The following is an 18,185-nucleotide window of genomic DNA, read 5'->3' on the forward strand; positions in this document are numbered from 1 at the left end:
GGCACGGCGGATTCGTTAACAACTTTGGCACGCGAAACCGGTCCGAAGCTTGCCGCCCTAACAAACTCAGCCGAGCGGCACCACGCACAGCGCATCGTTGTCGAGGAAGGCCTGCACGGCCTTGCCGCGCGAGACGCCTTCCATTTCCTCGGCCGTGGTGTACCAGCCGTCGACGGCGAGCAGCTCGGCCTCGTTCTTGCGGCAGAAGATGCGCGCCGAAACATTGCCCTCCGAGCCGGCGATAGCGCGGCCGCGCAGCGTGCCGTAGACATGGATCGAGCCGCCGGCGACGATCTCGGAGCCGGACGCGACCGAGCCCAGCACGATGACGTCGCCATGCGGGTGGAAGACCGACTGTCCGGAGCGGATCGGCGCCTTGATCATCAGCGTGCCGGCGGCGGGCTCGTGCCGCGCTTCCACGGTGCCCTGCCCCGACCTCGCCGGTTCGGCCTTGGTTGCTTCGGCGACTTCAGCGTTCTCCGCATCGAGCTTTGCCAGCTCATCCTGCGGTGCCCTCACCTGCCCCGGCTGCACGTCTTCCACAGCGGCCGTCTCGACCGTGATTTCTTCCGCCTTCGCCTTGCGCGCGGCCCTGCCCAGCAGCCCTTCGGCGGTCGCCTCCTTGGCGCCGGCAAGCAGCGGCGGCAAATCGGGCCCGAGATCGGCGCCCTCGAGCTCGATGGCGTAGACGCGGATGCCGCGCCGGGCGAGCGTGCCGACCAGCGCCGCGATCTCCTCCGGCCCCGGCTTCAAAGTGTTCAAATCGAGCACCACCGGGCGGCCGGCAAAATAGCCCGGCGAGTTGCCGATCCAGTGGTCGAGACCCTCCAGCCAGTCGTCGATGGGAGCTTCCGGGGTGAGAGTGAAAGCGACGAACGAGCGGGCGCGGAAGCGGATGGATTTGTTGTGCAAAGGGGCGGCGAATGTCACGGCCAGACGAATCCTTACTCAATGGTTAAAGGGTGCCGGCCGAATGGTTAACAAAAGGTTAATTTTGTGGGTGCGGGCCGTTAAGGAACTGGCACGGCTAAGTTTTGTGGCGGGGCGGTCACACGGGCCGTCCTTGCTGTCATGCATGTCGCTCTCGAAACCGCCGCACACTTTGGGCGACATGCTTTGAGCCCCCGCGTCGGGCATGTGAAGTTCCTAATATACGAAAAGACGCCGTACCGGCACCATCCGACACGGTTAATTTTTCATTTCCTCCAGGGCAAGGAGACGGGGCATGCGCATCAATCAGGCAGGCAGCAGGCGGGCAGGCAGCAGGCGGGCAGGCAGAGCAAGCGCAACAATCGCTGTGCTGCTGCTGCTTACGGGATGCGCGGCATTCCGGATGAGCGGCGGGGACAGGTACCAGACGAGCGCCATTGCCGCCTACCAGGCGAACGGCATAGACCAATGGCTGACAACGGAAAATGCCGACGCGGTCGTCAACGCGATGGCGGCGAAGGGAATGATACCGGAGACCATCGACTGCCGATTCGACAGCAACGTTCCGGGACAGCTGGCCTACGGCACGAAATTCACCTGGAAGCGCGCGCCGGCAAACTCGCGCTACCATTGGGAAGTCGGCGATCCGGCCTACCTCGCGAGCAAGGAGGTCAAAGCCAACAGGGTCGGTCTTCGCCGCGCCTATGCGAAACTCGTCCAGGACCCCGTTACGGGGCAAAAGGTCGGGTGCTCGATCTGGACGAGTTAGGCGGCAGATTGGCTTGAGCCTCGCCGCCCAGCGTGAGCGCGGCGGCGGTGGCTAACCGCTGCGACCTTGGCGCCATGAATGAGGCTGCGGAGATCACATCGCCGCCGATAGAGCGAGCGCTGCCATGTCCCGAAGCCGTCCGTCACAAAGGCCATTGATAATATTATTTGTCGCGCCTTGTCGTGACCTCGATCAAGCGCTATGCTTTTTCAAATCGATCTTGTGGAACGAATGTTGTTTCCGCGCCTTGGCGCCCTGACGATCTTCCCTCTCAATTTCGAAGACTGCGACGTTTGGCATGAAGCCAAGCGGCGATGATTTGCGTCGATTTGAAAGGAAAATCGTATGACTACCGGGACCGTGAAGTTTTTCAACACCACCAAAGGCTTCGGCTTCATCGAACAGGGCAATGGGCAGCCGGACGTGTTCGTCCATATCTCCGCCGTCGAGCGAGCCGGAATGCGCTCCCTGGCCGAGGGCCAGAAGGTGAGCTTCGACATCGTGAAGGACCAGCGGAACGGCAAGAGTTCCGCGGAGAATCTCCAGGCGGCCTGAGTGCATCCATGGCCTTTGACCACGGATGTACTGGCATCTGGTCTTGGAGCGCTTTGGTTTTCACGCATGTCTCGAAACCGGTTCCCACTTTCGGGAGACATGCTTTGTGATCTCACGCATGTCCTTGTCCCGAAACCGGTTCCCACTTTCGGGAGACATGCTTTGGTAGAGGGTCGGGCTTGCCCGGCCTTCTTTGTTTCAAGCAGCGAGGTAGACCATGGCTGAAACTGGTTTGTTCAAGCCGAAGGGCGACGCCAAGAGCGAAGCCACCGCGAGGACGGCGCGCGCGATAATCGATGGGGAAACGGCAGCCCGGCAGGCAAAGACAGAACGGCTTCGCGCGGCCAGGCTCGCCCGCGGGCCTGTCGAAGCACCGCCAAAGAAAAAACCAGCAAGGCGGAAATAGCGGCGGCCGCTTCGCAGTTTCCTGGAATTGCACTCTTTGTTCGCGCAAATCCGGACGGAAAACCGCTACGCACTTTTCCTGGATTGCACTCTTTTGTTCACGCAATTCCGGACGGAAAACCGCTTCGCACTTTTCCTGGAATTGCTTATAGCCTGGCTCTTAGTCTGGGATCGGCAGCGGATCGTCAGCCGCCGCATTCGCCGAGCCGGCAAGGGCAGCGGCGAGGATCTTGCGAACCTCGTCAGGCATCAAAAGGCCATCCGTTCCGGTCTTACGAAGGATCTCGTCGATCAGCCTGCCAGCATCGATGCGGTTGTCGCGGAAGAACCGCCGGGAAAGGTTCGGCAGCCTTGCGCCATCGTCGCGCGGAACCTGCCTCGGCTTACGGGCGACCATAGGATGCCCCCTCGCCCGGAAATCCGAACTGCCGCATGATCCTGGCGATCTGGTCGTCATTGCCGCGCGAGGCGACGTTGGTCAGGTGCAGCGCGGTCTCCTGCGTTCCGGTCCAGGCAATGGGGGACCAGTCGCGCGGGACCTTGACGTAGGAACTGCCCGCGCGCCGGCCCATCCAAAACAGCCAGACGTCGTCGGCATTGGGACAGAGTTTCAGGAACAGGGCCTCGTCCGTCACTTCCGCGGAAAGCGAGCCGGGTGGATAGAGCACCCCGCCAACGCCGGTCGGGAACAGCAGCCGCGGGTCGGCTTCTTTGTCGAAATGCCATTTCTCGTAGGGAGCCAGATCACCATACTGGTCGAATTTGACGGCATGCGCGCGGTGGCACACGATCGTCTTGTCGCGGGCAAGGGCAACGAGGGCCTCGAGCCAGCGTCCCGAATAATAGACGTCATCATCCGCGGTGACGATGGTTGCCGTGGGGAACTCGGCGAGCGCCGGGATTATCTTCTTGTATGAGCGGATGTTCCTGCAGGTGCGGATCTCGAGACCGGCCGCCTGAAGGTCGAGCACGGCATCAGGCAGCGCATTGAAATCCTCATGCGCGACCCACAGAATGGTCCGGTCGGCCTGGACGGATTGCGCAAGAAGGCATTTCAGCGTCAGGGCCAGGCTCGGATAGCGCTTGGGGTACGAGGTCAGCGACACGACCAGTTCCTGCGGCAAGCCGTGGGAGCGGCCCTGCCGCCTCGCCATCCAGCGGACGGAGATGGCCAGCCACGCCACGATCGGGGCGACGCTATCCAACAGGCTCGCTCGGAAGCGAATCAGGCGCCAGGACAGGCTGTGCGCCAGCCGGTCCAGCAGCCTGGCCGGCAGGCCTCCGCCGGTTCCAAGAAACCACGGCGAGAGCTCTGGAAGGCGCTTCAGCGCCAGATAAGCGAGATAAGGAATGGTGACGCTTGCAAGAAGCAGTGCCGGCTCGTTCGAAATCCCGATGTCGCGCAGCGAATATTGGATGAACTGATGCAGGAACATGATGACGAGCGAGGCTTCGCCCAGCCTGGCGAGCGGTCCGGTCATCCACGAGACCGGCTCGAAAGACCGCATGATTATCAGGACGGCCAGAGACATGGCCAAGGCGATCAGAAGCCCGAGCAGCGGCAAGCCGAAGTTTGAATATTTCATGCTGAACGAGAAGTCCGCGCCGTGGCTTGCGGCAATTCCCGCGGTGAGACCGACCACCGCGATATAGGCGCAGGATGCGAGAATCCCGGGCCGCCTGCGGCCGATCAGATGCCCGAACCAGTAGCACCCTATCGCCAGCGGAACCGCAGCGATTGCCAGCGGGGAATAGTTTCCCGGCCACATGGCCTGGATGGTGTAGGCCAGCGCGACCGATAGGCCGACGAAGCCCAACATCCTGGGATCGGATGGACCCTTGGTGCGGTTGGCGGCCTCGTTGTAGATCAGCTGCGTGAAAAAGAGGCAGGTGACAAACCAGAAGACGCCGAATTCGCGCACCAGGTGCATGCCGCCGCGGAGGTCATTGGCCAGCACCGCCCGAACCTGCCACAGCGCCGGGATCTTACCGGCGGCGGCATCCCGCGCGATCACGGCCGCCGTCAACAGTGCCAGGAAGGCGACGTAGGGGACCGCAAGCGAGAGCAGCTTCTTGCGCAGCAGAGGTGCTGTTTCCGCCGGCTTATAGAGATAGCCGGACAAGACGAAGAACAGCGGCATATGGAACAGAAATGCCGCCCTGGTGAATTCGGCGTTGAAGACGCCCGGGCCCTCGCCGGCGACATGCGCCGCAACGACCAGTAGAATCCCAAAACCCCTCGCCGCATCCAACCACGCTTCGCGTCGCTGCATCCCCGAGCCCCACCTAATTTAGGCAAGGCTAACTCGCGTCTTTCGCAGGTGCAACGTAAATTTGTGCACTGCGCAATTTTTTGGTGTGGACCGCGGTCAATCTTGCATGAGCGGCACGAGGCGATCGAGGACGTGCTTTATGAGGGACTCAACCAGGCCGGCGGCTCTTTCTCGGCCGAACATTGGGTTGGGCTCGACAAGCGCGGACGGTTGTGGGCTGGGGCGCAGGCGCTTATCTCCCGCTTGCGAGGAGGCGCGCGTCGAAGCTCCTACGCCGTCAGCGGCATCGCCGGCAGGACCTGCCGCATGGAGCTCGGCGCGAAGCCGAACATGCGGCGCGCGGTGCGGCTCAGATGCGCGGAATCGGCGAAGTTGGCGGCATGCGCGGCGTCGGTCCATGAGGCTCCGGCGTAGCCGAGCTCGAGCGCCCGGTTGAGCCTGGTCCAGAGAAGATAAGCGCGGAAGGAAATGCCGGTTTCGGCGACGAACAGGTGCCTGAAGCGTCCGGCCGAGAGGCCGACGTGGCCCGCCACGGTTTCAAGGTCGAGCGGCTCGGCCAGCCGCGTGGCGATGAAGGCCGTGGCGCTGAGAATGCGCGGATCGGCCCCGCCTGGCGGAACAGTTCCGGAAAGGGCGTAGAGCACTTCGAGCGCTGCGGCTTCGAGTTCTTCGTCCGTTTCGCCGTCGTCGAATTTCGAGCGCAGCGCCCGCGCGTGCGGTTCGATCTCGGCGGGCGGCACGCCGACGATGCGCTTGCTGCCGAAGCGGTCGATCAGGCCGCGGCCGAGCGCCGATTCCGGCGCGCAGAACAGATGCGCGATCATCCTACCCGGCGCCTGGAAGGTGTGCGGCAGGTCCGGCGGGATGACGGCGGCTGCATAGGCCTGCCACGGCACGCTGTCGCTCGTCCGGAACTCGACATGGTCGGAAAGAGCGATGCCGACCTGCACGGCGTGGTGGGCGTGCAGCTCGCTCGGTCCGAGGGCCTGCCCGATCCACAGGCTGCCGCCCGCCCAGAAGATGATCCTGCCTACGCCCACAATCCCCATCGCGACGGTATCGCACAAATCGCCAAAGCCGGCAGCCCCTACGTTCAATACAGCGAGGACACGGGCGGACATTCGGCGCGCCACCGAAGAAACATGGAGCCAAAAATGTCGACCACGCATTTCAGCGGCGGCCTCACCGCCATCACTCCCGACCGGCACGATGCCGCCGGCGGGCAACCTTCCAGCCAGTGGGGATGTCTGCGCCTCTCCTCCCGACTGTTGCTTGCCGGACAGATCCTCCACATCGTCGTCACGCAGTTCCACGCCGGCGGCGACGCCAACGACCATCACGCCATCTTCGCCACCTATGCCGAGAACGCGATCTGGAGCGCCGTGCATGTCGGCCAGTTCGCCGGCATGGCGATGCTGCTCGCCGGCCTGGTCGCGCTGTCCTTCGCACTGGATCAGGAGGACGAAGCGGTGCGCTGGCTGGGTCGCGTGGGCGGCGCCGCGGCGGTGGCGGCGCTGGCACTCTACGGCGCGTTGCAGGCCGTCGACGGCGTGGCGCTGAAACAGGCCGTGAACGCATGGGCGAGCGCGCCGGAGGCCGAGAAGGCCGCGCGCTTCGCCAGCGCCGAGGCGATCCGCTGGCTCGAATGGGGAATGCGCAGCTACCAGGATTTTGCGATGGGGCTCGCCTTGCTGCTCTTCGCGGCCGCGATCGCCCGCACCGCCTGGACTGCGCGGCCGGTCGGCTGGCTGATGGGCCTTTGCGGCCTCGCCTATCTGGCGCAGGGCTGGGTGGCCGGCACGCAAGGCTTCACGACCGCGCAGTCGGCCGCGATCGTGCTTTCCTGGGTTCTCGGCCTGGCGTGGATGATCTGGCTGGCCGTCGTCGCTTCGCGGCGCCGTCGCGAAGGCGAGAAGCCCAGCGACTGACAAGCCTCCAGGACAGACGGAACACGACGGTGGTCCAGCTGGGGTCACGCGACAGGTTCGCCTGCCACCAACCGTTTTGCTGCGGCCGCAGCGGCGCTGCAATAGCTCTGGTCGCCATGGATCAGGACCATCACCATGGCGCCTTCGATCAGCAGGGAAAGCTCGCGCGCCCGCGCCTTCGGGGCCGCTACATTCGCCTGGACAAGCAGGGTTTCCAATTGCTGCTCCATCAGCGCCTTGTGCCGTCGGGCGATGGAGCGCGCGGGATGGCCTGACAGGTCGGCTAGCTCGATGGCCAACCGGGTGAAACCGGAGCCCGCCCAGCGCGGCTTGGAAGACCATTTGACCAAGCCTGCGAACAGTTTGTCGATCAGCGCGTCCGCGCCGCCCGACAGGTCGATGCCGTAATTCTGGAAGTCGGCGAAGGTGCGCTCGTGCTGCGAGGCGAGCACCGCCGTCAGCAGCGCGTCCTTGCTGTCGAAGTGATAGTAGAGCGTGCGCTTGGTGACGCCTGCGGCGTCCGCGATCTCGTCCATGCCGACACGGAAAAAACCGCGGCGGCGAAACAGCTTATAAGCCGCCTGCAGGATTTCGGGCCTGGTCTGCTCGGACGCTCTGGGCATGGGGCGCGCTGCCATCGCCGGTAAGTATACTCGCTAGTGAATTTACATCAGCGGGCGCGCGGCCTTCAATGATCAGCGCAAGCTAATATTCGATGGGAGGACGACGATGGAACGGGTAGTCCCCACGGTGCTCGATGTCCCGACAGGGATCGTGACACTGCCTGACACGGCCGGCGCAGCGTCGGTGGCGCCAAGGCTCATGACGAATATGACCTGCATCGAGGACCTGCGCAGGGCGGCGCGTCGCCGGGTGCCGCGCGTCTTCTTCGACTATGCCGAGGCCGGCTCCTATGCCGAGCAGACGCTGCGCGCCAACCGCACCGACCTCGAGCGCATCACGCTCAGGCAGCGTGTGCTGGTCGACGTCGAGCGTCGCGACACGGCAACCACCATCCTCGGCCAGAAGGTGTCGCTGCCGGTGGCTCTTGCGCCGATCGGCCTCGGCGGCATGCAATGGGCAGATGGCGAAATCCTCGCCTGCCGCGCCGCGAAAGCCGCGGGCATTCCCTATACGATGAGCACGATGTCGATCTGCTCGATCGAGGACGTTGCCCAAGCGGTCGGCGAGCCGTTCTGGTTCCAGCTGTATGTGATGAAGGACCGCGGCTTCGTACGCTCGCTTGCCGAGCGCGCGCACGCGGCCCGCTGCAGCGCGCTGGTGCTCACCGTCGACCTGCAGGTGCTGGGGCAGCGACATGCCGACGTCAGGAACGGGCTTTCGGTGCCGCCGGCGCTGAAGCCGCGCACCATCCTCGACATTGCCAGCCGACCGGGTTGGGCTGCCCGCATGCTCACGGCAAAGCGCTGGACCTTCGGCAACCTCGCCGGCCACGTGAAGGGTGAGGACGGCGTCAAGGCCGTTGCGGACTGGGTGGCTCATCAGTTCGATCCGGCGCTGAACTGGAGCGACGTCGACTGGATCAGGAGCATCTGGCCCGGCAAGCTGATCATCAAGGGCGTTCTCAACGTCGACGATGCGCGCAGCGCCAGCAAGGCCGGCGCCGACGCCATCGTGGTGTCCAACCATGGCGGCCGGCAGCTCGATGGCGCGCCCTCGACCATCTCGATGTTGCCCAGGATCGCCGAAGCGGTAGGCTCGGAGGTGGAGGTGCTGTTCGACGGCGGCGTGCGCTCGGGCCAGGATGTGATGCGGGCGCTGGCGCTTGGCGCCAGGGCCTGCCTGGTCGGTCGCGCCTATGTCTACGGCCTCGGCGCCGGCGGCGAGGCCGGAGTGGCGACGGCCATCGACATCCTGCGCAAGGAACTATCCGTCACCATGGCGCTGACGGGGACGCGCAGTGTCGCCGAGATCGATGGGAGAGTGCTGAACTAGCAGCTGGCCCTAGAGGGCGGCGCGAAAGACTTGACCGCCGGACGCCGGGGAGACAGCACGCCCCTTTTGGAGCCAGTCGGAGCCGAGACGGAGAAGGGGAACTCGCTACAACGCCCCCTCGCCGCCCCGCCGCACTCGGTCCCTCGCTCCGCCAAGGAGGGACCAAAGCCAACTCAAGCCGCCAACTGCACCTCGCGCGCGGCGGCGATCATGACGCCGGCGAGCAGGCCGTAGGCGGCTGTCCAGGCTTCGCGCATGTCGGCCGTGAAAGCCTCGCCGAGGCCTGTCTCGAGCGTCTCGATCAGCGCCTGGCCGACGATCGGGTAGTGGCGCTCCTCGACGCCGTAGCCGACGTGGCGCCTGGCGAGATCCTGGACGGTGGGCAGGATGGTCTCGGCGCGGGAAAGCCCGTGCACGACGAAACCCAACGCCGCCATCAACTTGGCGCCCTGCTTGCCCATGTCGGTCGCGTGAAACAGCGCCTTGAGGCTGCCGTCGATGGCAAACAGCTTCTCGTAGAACAAGGCGGCGGCCGCCGTCTTGATCGGCACGACCTCGCGAAAACTATCCTGCACGAGCTTGATCTGGTCGGGTGTCATCGGCGCGCTCCTCGGCGTTTTTTTCCTGCGCGAGGATCATGCCCAGGCGTTTCGCGGGGATGCCGGTTGTGGAGGCTTTGTGTTTCAGGCTTGTCTCTGCGAGGTATCGGGTTCCGCTCGGTCCTTGCGTCACGCAAAGCCAACCGGAAACGAGTGGCGCGAGGCACCCCCTCTGGTCTGCCGACCATCTCCCCCTCAAGGGGGGAGATCGCCGCGTCCGCGATGGCGCCTCCTTCACCGTGGCGATTGGCGCCTTTCAGTGGTTGCTCTGCAAGGACGAGGAAAGCGCCCTACTCGCATTGCCGGCGCGGGCCGCCGTCATAGGGCTGGTAGGTATTGTCCTGCGGATCGTAGGTGCGGTAGCGGCTGAAGCAGTAGTCGACATGGTCGCCCGACATTTGCGGGCCCAACAGCCGATCTCTGGGGGCCGGTTCCCCAGGCGCGATCTCTTCCGGCGGGCCGCCGTAGGTGGCGGCGTAGCCGTCCCGCGTGGGGGCGTAGCCTTCCATCTCGGCCTGGTCGTCGGCCGTCGCGCCTTGATCGACTTGCCCATTCTGGCCTGCATCGGTCGAAGCGGTGCTGTCGCCACCGGGATCGAAATAAGGCGAGACGCAGGGGCGCAGTTCGCCGCTGTAGGAGCGGTAGCTGTTTTCTTCCGGACGGTAGCTGCGGTAGCGGTTGGCGCACCATTCGAGATGGGCGGCGGGCAATTGCGCCTGCTGGGCCGGAGGCTGCTCGGAAGGCTGGACGGCGGCATCGGGCTGGCCCGTCTGCGACGCGCTGGGCGGGGTGACATCGGGCAAGGGTTGCAATTGCTGCGGCGCGGCGGTTTGCGGCGTTGGGAGAGCGGCGGTCTGCGTGCCGCTATTCGCCTTGGCGCCCTCACCGGCCTTGGCAGGCGCGCCGGCCGACTGCTGGGCCGGGATGCGTTCAAGATCCTGCTTCGCCGGATCGACCGGCTGGGCATCCTTGGTCCAAAGCTCGGAAACGCCGATCGCCGGCGTCGCCTGGCGCACCGGCTTGGCGGCCAACAGCCAGGTGGCGAAGGCAAGCCCGCTGGCGAACACGGCCAAGGTCAGCACGAAGCCGCCGACAATTCCCAACAAAGCCTTCACGCTGCACTCCTTAAGCCCCCGCGCATAGAATGCGGGGCGCGGGACGGAAGTTCCTTGCAGAGAGCGAGGAACTGATCCCTGAAAAGTCGGCGGGACAGCGCCCCCCTCTGTCCTGTCGGACATCTCCTCCACAAGGGGGGAGATTGGCGGTTTCAGCGCTCCGCTCAATTCTGCCAAGTGGACAATTAGCGAAAGTCGCGGTGAGGTCTGATCTCCCCCCAAGTGGGGGAGATGTCTGGCAGGACAGAGGGGGGCGCGAAGGAACGCCGTGCTGATGTCGTCAAGCCACCACTTCCTTGTAGTCCCTCACCTTCCCGTCCTGCCCGCGAATCCGCCATATCCCGCCATCGCAACCTTCGATATGGCCTGCGCCGAGGGGCACCTTGCCGCCGCCATCGGGCAAATCGATGACATAGGTCGGATTGCAGACGCCGGAGAGCCGGGCGCGCAGTTCGGCGACCAGCGCCTGGCCCTCGGCAATCGTGGTGCGGCGGTGCGCCATGCCGCGCGCCAGGTCGCCATGATGCAGGTAATAGGGTTTTACCCCAAGGCGATACATCAGCTCGCGGCAGAGCTCTTCCAGAACCTCGACGCGATCGTTGACGCCCTTCAAGAGAACGCTCTGGTTGAGCAGCACGAAACCGGCCTGCCGCATCGTGCGGCAGGCTGCCTCGGCTTCGGCGGTCAGCTCCCGCGGGTGATTGAAGTGGGTCACCACCGTCACCATCAGCCTGCCCTGCAGGGCCGCCACCATGCCTGGCGTGATGCGCGAAGGCAGCGCCACCGGCACGCGGGTGTGGACGCGCAAGAGCCGCACATGCGGGATAGCCTCAATGCGGGAGCGGATTTCGGCGAGCACCTTGTCTGGCAGCGACAGCGGATCGCCGCCGGTCAGGATCACCTCGCGGATCTCCTCATGCCCGGCGATATAGGCGAGCGCCGGCTCCAGCGCTTCCCGTGTGTAGCCGCGGCCGATCGATGTCAGCGACTCCTTCCGAAAGCAGAAGCGGCAGTAGACCGCGCATTGGTAGGTGGGAAACAACAGCACGCGGTCGGCATGGCGATGCGTCAGACGCGGCACCGGGCTGAATTCATGGTCGCCGATCGGGTCGTCGAGCTCGCCCTCGGTGGCGACGAGCTCTTGCGGCGACGGGATCACCTGGGCGCGGATCGGGTCGTCGGGATCGTTCCAGTTGATCAGGTCGAGATAGGATTTCGGCACGCGCACCTTGTGAGCGGCCGCGGCTTCCTGCGCCGCCGCGCGCTCGGCCGGCGAGAGCGGCAGCGCCGCAAGATCGCGCACATGGCGCACACCGGCGCGGACGTCGTCCTGCCAGGCAGCGTCGGCGTCGCGTGCGGCGGCTGGTTGTTTGAGGTCTGCGGTCATTGAGGGTCTCGGGATGATTTTGAGCGGGATATCGTCCGGATGGGCAGCAGGGTCAACCGCCAGCGTTGCCCCAGCGCCGCAGACGCTGCGTCTCGCCTCGGCCCTTCGGATAGTTGTTTCGGCGGAATGGTATATTAGTCTGCGTTATCCGGGGCTTCGGGGGACGCGAATGGATTTCAACGCAGGCCATGGCTACCTCCTCATCGGCGGGCTCATCCTGGTCGGCGCCGGGCTGCTGATCCTTTCGCTGATCGTCAATCTGCATGTGGCGCGCAGCGTGCGCGACGACATACGCCACCGCGAAAAGCTGCTGGAATATTACCGCAACATCTTTTCGCAGTTGGGCGTGATCCTGATCGGCATCGGCGTTTCGCTGTTCATCTTCTTCTTCCAGCAGAACTATCAGGACCAGCGCAAGCGCGAGACGGAGCTGCAGCAGGTCTTGGCCAGGCTCGCCGCGCGCGTTGCCCGCGGCGCCGCCGTCATCGAAACGCTCGGCGAGTTCGACGAGGTGCTGGACCAGGGCGGCGCCTATGTCGGTCCCGAACTCGGCGGAAACAACGCCGCGATCAGCGCCAAAGGAGCCGAACTCGGCAAGCAGGTCGAAAAGATCCTGCTGGTCGAACGTGACATCGATGTCCGAGATTTCGATATCCTGAACCTGTCGCGCGACCTCGAAAACACCTTCGTGGTCAACGAGCTCGATCCGACGCTGTGGTTCAACATCGTGCGCGACGAGAACGAGATCAAATACGCCACGACGCAGCTCGGCCTCGACTACAAGGACCTGCATGACGCGATCGGCGACGAGCCGGTCGAGGCGGCGGTCGCCAAGCCCGACAAGGAACAGAAGATCAAGCACGAGGTGCTGGACATATTCTATGACGCCGACCTGCTGCGCCAGCGCAGCAGGCGGTTTCTCGCCCGCGCCTGCTGGCTCTTCAGCAAAGGCAAGAGTTTCGTCGCGCTTCGACCGGCCGACGCGATCGAGGCCGACGCCAAGTCGCAGCAGGAATGGATCGACCGCGCGAAACCGATGCTGACGCAGACAAAGTCGGGCAGCGGCGATTGTTTCAAGCTGCTCCGCTACGGGCAGGCGCGCTGACCTGCTGCGTTATTCGCCCACGCGCGGCAACGTGCCGAGGCGATTGTCGTCGAGGAAGTCGATGGTGATCGCGGACGCCTTGCCGTCGGCGCCGACGACGAAGCTGACGCCCGCCGGCCTGTCCGGCGTTTCGGCGTCGGGATAGGTCAGGAATAGGTCGCCGTCATAGTGCCTCAGCACATAGGACCGCGCCCCGGCCGGCCCGAGTTTGAGCACAAGGCCGTCTCCCGTACCAGATACGACCGCGTCGCCGATGAAGTCATTGGCATAGCGGCCGGCATAGGCGCTGGCCGGTGCCGCCGGCCGCGCCGGTGACGGCGGCGCGGCATATCTGGCCTTGGCCGCCTCGACCACCGGACCGAACATGTCGGCGTAGATCGCGTCCCACGCCTCGATCCAGTCCTGCTCGACTTTGCCGTCGAAGACCAGATCGGCAAAGCTGTCGGACAGCCCCTCCGGCACGCCTGTCGGAAAGGCGTTGGCAAGAATGACGATGCCGAGCTTGTCCTTCGGGAAGATCGTCACCAGGGTGCGCGCGCCGACGCTGAAGGCGCCCGCGTGTCCCCAGCTCAGGCCGTGCCGGCCGAACTCGACGTTCCAACCGAGGCCGTAGAAGGATTCGCCGCCGGAGACCGGGTTCTTGCCGCGCGTCATCAGCGGCACATGCGTCTGGTCCAGCGCATCGGCGGCAATCAGCGTCTTGCCGGCATAGACGCCGTCGCCGAGCAGCAGGCGCACCCATTGCGCGAGGTCGCGCGCGGTAGAGCTGACGCCGCCGGCAGGCGCCTGCGCGTCCGGATCGCGCTTGATCTTCGCCGCCCAGGCGCCATCCACCTTGACGTGAAGCGCGGCACGATTGGCGCGCTTGATGAAATCGGCGTTCCGGGAACTGGTCGAGGCCATGCCGAGCGGACGATAGAGCTTTTCATCGGCGACCTCCTCCCAGGATTTGCCCGTCGGCCTCGCGGCGGCGACTGCGCCCTCGGTCAGCCCGAAATTGCTGTAGGAGTAGCCGGCGCGAAAGCTCGACGATGGCGGCACGAAGCGCAGGCGGTCAAGGATGGTGGCGCGGTCGTAGCCGATGTCCTCGAGGTCGTCCCCGGCGGTGCCCGGAAGCCCGCTGCGATGGGCGAACAGGTCGCGGATGGTGAGCTCGCTGGTCGGATAGGGATCGGCGAGCCGGAAGCCCGGATCGAGGTCGGCGATCCTGGAATTCCAGGACACGACGCCGTCGCTGACCAGCGCCGCCACGACCGTGGCGGAGACCGGCTTGGAAAGCGAGGCGATCTGGAACACGGTATCGGCGTCGACGGTCTCGGGTTTGCCGGCCTCGCGAAGGCCGAAGCCTTTCAGGAAGACAATCTCGTCGTCGTGAACGACCGCGATAGCGAGACCGGGCACGGCGCCGTCCGCGACTGCGCTCTGCGCCAGCGCCTCGAGCTTCGACAGGGCGACCGTGATCCGTTCGGGCGTGATGGCGTCGGCCGATGCCGCATGGGGCCAAAGCGCCATGATGGCGATGACGGCCCAAACCCTCAAATGACAGAGATTCCAATCAGGCCGCAAGCTCGCGCCTCCCCTCCCTGCATTCACCTTACGATTGTACAGGTCGGCGCTGTAGCGGCCAAGCCCTTCGCCGGAGGGCTCACCTCTCCACGTTCCTGGAGGCGCAAGGCCTGCGCCTGCCCTGATCCCTAAATCTCCGCGTAGATCTCCAGCACGTTCCCGTCGGGATCGCGGAAGAACAGCGTGCGGTGGCCCCAGGGCTGGTCGGTCGGCTCCATCTCGATGGCGACGCCCTTCTCCCGCAGGGCCCTGGCGCATTGGTCGACATCGGCCGGCGCGACGCGGAAGGCGAGCTGCAGCGACAGCGCGCCCGCCGGCGCCGGCGCATCGTCGAACATCACGCCGCGCTTCGTCAGCGCCAGCAGGCAGGAGCCGACCTGGTAGGCGGTCCAGCCCTCGCCCAGGGTCGAATGGACGGGAAAGCCCATAATGTCCTCGTAGAAGCCGCGCATCGCTTTCATGTCGCGGGCGAAGATGACGGTGTAGTCGATGTTCCTGATGTTTTTCAGCGCATTCATTTTTGGATCCTTGGCCAGTCGGCCGCGTCAGGTGCGACCGGTGCGTTGTCATACGCGCTGCTCCATTTATACTGGTAGCCAGGTGGTACAAGATGAGTGGCGCTGCCGGTAGCGCCGCTACCCCTTTCGAGGTACGGGCATGCTGGAACGAGCGGCCGAGGCCGACAGGCGCAAGGAGCTCGGCCGCTTCCTGCGCGCCATGCGCGAGCGGGTGGAACCTTCGCGGCACGGCATCAGCACCGGCACGCGCAGGCGGGCTTCCGGCCTGCTGCGGGAGGAGGTGGCGCTGCTCGCCGGCATCAGCGCCACCTGGTACACGTGGCTGGAACAGGGACGTAACGCCAATCCCTCCGCGCAGGTGCTCAATGCGCTCGCCGATGTTCTGAAGCTCCTGCCGATCGAGCGCGAGCACCTATTCAAGCTCGCGAAGCCGGAATGGCTGCCCGAGGCTTCGCCGGCGGGCAACCCCTCGCCCGAGCCGTGGATAGCCGGCCTGCTTGCGACGCTCTTGCCCAACCCGGCCTATGCGCTGAACCGCGCCTGGGATTTCATCGGCTGGAACGACGAGGCGGCAAGCCTGTTCGGTGGGTTCGACCCGGACGATCCGGCGAAGCGCAACCTGCTCAAGCGGCTCTTCCTCGATCCCGCCTGGCGCCAGCTGTTCGCCGACTGGGAGGTGGTGGCGCGCTCGGCGATCGCGCAGTTCCGCGCGGCGACGGTCGGCTACGCGGCGGCTCCCGACATCCGCGCCGTGCTCGATCCGCTCAGGGCGCTCAGCCCGGAGTTCGCGCAGCAGTGGGCCGAGATGCGGGTGGAAGAGGCGCCGATCTGGTCGAAGGGGCTGGTCGGGCCGTCGGGCGAAGTCGCGACCTATGATTACTTCATGCTGACGCCCGCGGGTGTCGGCAAGGAGATGACGATCAGCCTCTACCGGAAGCGTGTGTAGACAGCTCAGACGCGGATTCCGGAATGGACGCTAACTTGCTGGTTGGGAAGGCTTTGACCGACGAAAGCTTGCGTTCCTTCGCGCCCCCCTCTGTCCTGCCGGACATCTCCCCCACTTGGGGGAGATCGGATGTCTCGCCCGGTTTCGCCAATCTCCAACGTTGCGGGAGGATCGCCGTCAGCGGAACTGCCAATCTCCCTCCCGTGGGGGAGATGTCCGGCAGGACAGAGGGGGGCGCCGTAGAGAGCAACGTCGCTCGCCCGCCAGAATCCCCACCTTCGCCGCAATCGACCCGCGCCGTGTTTTCGGGCAATCTCTCATCAACCCGCGCCATGGGGAGATGGCGTGCCGCCTAGGGAGGATTGCCATGACCGAAATGCCGGCAGCGCTGCCGCGCTATGAGGACGCCGTGCGGCGCTTCCGCATCGAAGACGAGATCGCAAGGCTCGACGGCGATCCGGCGAGCGGCGTCAACGCCTATGTCGAATGCTGCGGCCGCTACACAGGCGAAAACCGGCTGGCGCTGCGCGCGATCTCGGCCGGCGGCGAGTTGCGCGAATTCAGCTTCGACGATCTCGGCGACATGTCGGGCCGCGTCGGCACCGTGCTGAAGGGCCTCGGCGTGCGCCCCGGCGATGTCGTTGCCGGCATGCTGCCGCGCATCCCCGAACTGGTGGCGCTGATCCTCGGCGTGTGGCGCGTCGGCGCGGTCTACCAGCCGCTGTTCACCGCTTTCGGGCCGAAGGCCATCGAGCATCGGCTGAGCTACAGCAATGCGAAGCTGGTGGTGACCAACCCCGCAAACCGCGGCAAGCTCGACGAGGTGGAAAACCATCCGCGCATCGCCACCGTCCTCGCTCCCGGCGACGCCCTGCCCGAGGGCGATATCGATTTCCGCGCAGCAACCGCCGCCGCCTCCCCCGAGTGCGAGCCGGTGATGCGCAATGGCTTGGACCTGTTCATGATGATGTCGACCTCCGGCACGACCGGGCACCCGAAAGGCGTGCCGGTGCCGCTCCGCGCGCTGCTTGCGTTTGGCGCCTATATGCGTGACGCGATCGGGCTGCGCGCCGACGACATCTTCTGGAACATCGCCGATCCCGGCTGGGCCTATGGACTCTACTACGCCATCACCGGGCCGCTCCAGCTCGGCATCGCCACCACCTTCTACGAAGGCGCCTTCAACGCCAGAAGCACCTACGAGATCATCGAACGACTGGGGGTGACCAGTCTCGCCGGCTCGCCCACTGCCTATCGTCTGCTGATGGCGGAAGGGCCAGAGGCGGCCAGCCGCGTCAAGGGCAAGCTGCGCGTGGTGAGCAGCGCCGGCGAGCCGCTCAACCCGGAAGTGATCCGCTGGTTCGACGCCCATCTCGCCGCGCCCATCCACGACCATTACGGCCAGACCGAGAACGGCATGATGGTGAACAACCATCATGGGCTCAGCCATCCTGTCCGCGCGGGCTCGGCCGGCTTCGCCATGCCGGGCTACCGCATGGTGGTGCTGGACGAAGCCGGCAACGAGCTCGGTCCCAACCAGCCGGGCGTGCTGGCGGTCGATATCGCCAGGTCGCCGCTGCGGTGGTTCGACGGCTACCATCAGGCGGAGACGCCGGCCATCGCCGGCGGCTACTATCGCACGGGCGACACGGTGGAATACGAGCCGGACGGCTCGGTCTCCTTCATCGGCCGCGCCGACGACGTCATCACCTCGGCCGGCTACCGCATCGGGCCGTTCGATGTCGAAAGCGCGCTGATCGAGCATCCGGCGGTCAACGAGGCGGCGGTGGTCGGCGTGCCCGACCCGCAGCGCACCGAGATCGTCAAGGCCTTCGTGGTGCTGGCGCCGGCCTACAAGGGCAGCGAGGCACTCGCCGAGGAGCTTGCCCAACATGTCAAGAAGCGGCTCTCGGCGCATTCCTATCCGCGCGAGGTCGAGTTCGTCGCCGAACTGCCGAAGACGCCGAGCGGCAAGATCCAGCGGTTCCTGCTGAGGAAGGCGGAGGTGGAGAAGCGGAAGGGGTGATGAGTGCTGATCTCCCCCCTCGAGGGGGAGATGTCGCCGAAGGCGACAGAGGGGGTCGTCTCACATAGGTCGCCAACCTCTCGCCAAGGAAGGCGTCGGCGCTCCAC

18 protein-coding genes are annotated in these 18,185 nt (G+C 65.4%); 8 read left to right on the forward strand and 10 right to left on the reverse strand.

Annotated elements, in window-relative coordinates; translation table 11 throughout:
- Positions 1–66 precede the first annotated feature (66 nt).
- Positions 67–930, reverse strand: a complete 864-nt coding sequence (gene minC / locus QAZ47_RS25230; protein WP_278076838.1) for a septum site-determining protein MinC — start codon at positions 928–930, stop codon at positions 67–69.
- A gap of 295 nt (positions 931–1,225) precedes the next feature.
- On the opposite strand from minC, the gene QAZ47_RS25235 reads away from it, so the two are divergent.
- From QAZ47_RS25235 to QAZ47_RS25245, 3 genes are all read left to right on the forward strand, one after another.
- On the forward strand, positions 1,226–1,699 hold the full coding sequence (locus tag QAZ47_RS25235; protein WP_278231162.1) for a hypothetical protein: 474 nt from the start codon (positions 1,226–1,228) through the stop codon (positions 1,697–1,699).
- Positions 1,700–2,044: 345 nt separating this feature from the next.
- Complete coding sequence (locus QAZ47_RS25240; RefSeq protein ID WP_278076840.1) at positions 2,045–2,254, forward strand: cold-shock protein; 210 nt, start codon at positions 2,045–2,047, stop codon at positions 2,252–2,254.
- A 217-nt stretch (positions 2,255–2,471) separates the two neighbouring features.
- On the forward strand, positions 2,472–2,660 hold the full coding sequence (locus QAZ47_RS25245) for a hypothetical protein (RefSeq protein ID WP_278203456.1): 189 nt from the start codon (positions 2,472–2,474) through the stop codon (positions 2,658–2,660).
- Positions 2,661–2,819: 159 nt separating this feature from the next.
- Here the strand turns inward: QAZ47_RS25245 and QAZ47_RS25250 are convergent, their stop codons facing one another.
- The 3 genes from QAZ47_RS25250 to QAZ47_RS25260 form a co-directional block, all read right to left on the reverse strand.
- Positions 2,820–3,056 (reverse strand): hypothetical protein, encoded by a 237-nt coding sequence (locus QAZ47_RS25250; RefSeq protein ID WP_278203457.1) that lies wholly within the window; start codon positions 3,054–3,056, stop codon positions 2,820–2,822.
- Positions 3,043–4,932, reverse strand: coding sequence for an acyltransferase family protein (locus QAZ47_RS25255; RefSeq protein WP_278231163.1), 1,890 nt, complete (start codon positions 4,930–4,932; stop codon positions 3,043–3,045). Before QAZ47_RS25255 ends, QAZ47_RS25250 begins: the two co-directional genes overlap by 14 nt.
- A gap of 269 nt (positions 4,933–5,201) precedes the next feature.
- Positions 5,202–6,053, reverse strand: coding sequence for an AraC family transcriptional regulator (locus QAZ47_RS25260; protein WP_278231164.1), 852 nt, complete (start codon positions 6,051–6,053; stop codon positions 5,202–5,204).
- Positions 6,054–6,086: 33 nt separating this feature from the next.
- On the opposite strand from QAZ47_RS25260, the gene QAZ47_RS25265 reads away from it, so the two are divergent.
- Complete coding sequence (locus QAZ47_RS25265) at positions 6,087–6,860, forward strand: hypothetical protein (RefSeq protein ID WP_278231165.1); 774 nt, start codon at positions 6,087–6,089, stop codon at positions 6,858–6,860.
- Positions 6,861–6,904: 44 nt separating this feature from the next.
- On the opposite strand, the gene QAZ47_RS25270 is transcribed toward QAZ47_RS25265, so the two are convergent.
- Positions 6,905–7,483, reverse strand: coding sequence for a TetR/AcrR family transcriptional regulator (locus QAZ47_RS25270; RefSeq protein WP_278231166.1), 579 nt, complete (start codon positions 7,481–7,483; stop codon positions 6,905–6,907).
- 199 nt (positions 7,484–7,682) lie between these two features.
- On the opposite strand from QAZ47_RS25270, the gene QAZ47_RS25275 reads away from it, so the two are divergent.
- Positions 7,683–8,816: an alpha-hydroxy acid oxidase gene (locus tag QAZ47_RS25275; RefSeq protein ID WP_278233872.1), complete on the forward strand. Its 1,134-nt coding sequence runs from the start codon at positions 7,683–7,685 to the stop codon at positions 8,814–8,816.
- A 173-nt stretch (positions 8,817–8,989) separates the two neighbouring features.
- On the opposite strand, the gene QAZ47_RS25280 is transcribed toward QAZ47_RS25275, so the two are convergent.
- From QAZ47_RS25280 to QAZ47_RS25290, 3 genes are all read right to left on the reverse strand, one after another.
- Positions 8,990–9,415 carry a globin family protein gene (locus tag QAZ47_RS25280; protein ID WP_278231167.1) on the reverse strand — a complete coding sequence of 142 codons (426 nt, stop codon included), beginning with the start codon at positions 9,413–9,415 and terminating at the stop codon, positions 8,990–8,992.
- Positions 9,416–9,705: 290 nt separating this feature from the next.
- Positions 9,706–10,530: a BA14K family protein gene (locus QAZ47_RS25285; protein ID WP_278203461.1), complete on the reverse strand. Its 825-nt coding sequence runs from the start codon at positions 10,528–10,530 to the stop codon at positions 9,706–9,708.
- A gap of 280 nt (positions 10,531–10,810) precedes the next feature.
- Entirely contained in the window at positions 10,811–11,917 is a 1,107-nt protein-coding gene (locus QAZ47_RS25290; RefSeq protein WP_278231168.1) for a KamA family radical SAM protein, read from the reverse strand.
- A 169-nt stretch (positions 11,918–12,086) separates the two neighbouring features.
- Between QAZ47_RS25290 and QAZ47_RS25295 the strand changes: the two genes are divergently transcribed.
- Entirely contained in the window at positions 12,087–13,022 is a 936-nt protein-coding gene (locus QAZ47_RS25295) for a hypothetical protein (RefSeq protein WP_278231169.1), read from the forward strand.
- 9 nt (positions 13,023–13,031) lie between these two features.
- Here the strand turns inward: QAZ47_RS25295 and QAZ47_RS25300 are convergent, their stop codons facing one another.
- Positions 13,032–14,588, reverse strand: a complete 1,557-nt coding sequence (locus QAZ47_RS25300; protein WP_278231171.1) for a serine hydrolase — start codon at positions 14,586–14,588, stop codon at positions 13,032–13,034.
- A gap of 128 nt (positions 14,589–14,716) precedes the next feature.
- Positions 14,717–15,106 carry a VOC family protein gene (locus QAZ47_RS25305; protein WP_278203465.1) on the reverse strand — a complete coding sequence of 130 codons (390 nt, stop codon included), beginning with the start codon at positions 15,104–15,106 and terminating at the stop codon, positions 14,717–14,719.
- 139 nt (positions 15,107–15,245) lie between these two features.
- On the opposite strand from QAZ47_RS25305, the gene QAZ47_RS25310 reads away from it, so the two are divergent.
- Together QAZ47_RS25310 and QAZ47_RS25315 are read left to right on the forward strand one after the other, a co-directional pair.
- Entirely contained in the window at positions 15,246–16,052 is an 807-nt protein-coding gene (locus QAZ47_RS25310; RefSeq protein WP_278231172.1) for a helix-turn-helix transcriptional regulator, read from the forward strand.
- A 367-nt stretch (positions 16,053–16,419) separates the two neighbouring features.
- Positions 16,420–18,078: an acyl-CoA synthetase gene (locus QAZ47_RS25315; protein WP_278231173.1), complete on the forward strand. Its 1,659-nt coding sequence runs from the start codon at positions 16,420–16,422 to the stop codon at positions 18,076–18,078.
- The last annotated feature ends 107 nt before the right edge of the window (positions 18,079–18,185 follow it).

Origin of the sequence: Mesorhizobium sp. WSM4904 (assembly GCF_029674545.1) — a bacterium.
In the GTDB taxonomy this organism is placed as follows: Bacteria; Pseudomonadota; Alphaproteobacteria; order Rhizobiales; family Rhizobiaceae; genus Mesorhizobium.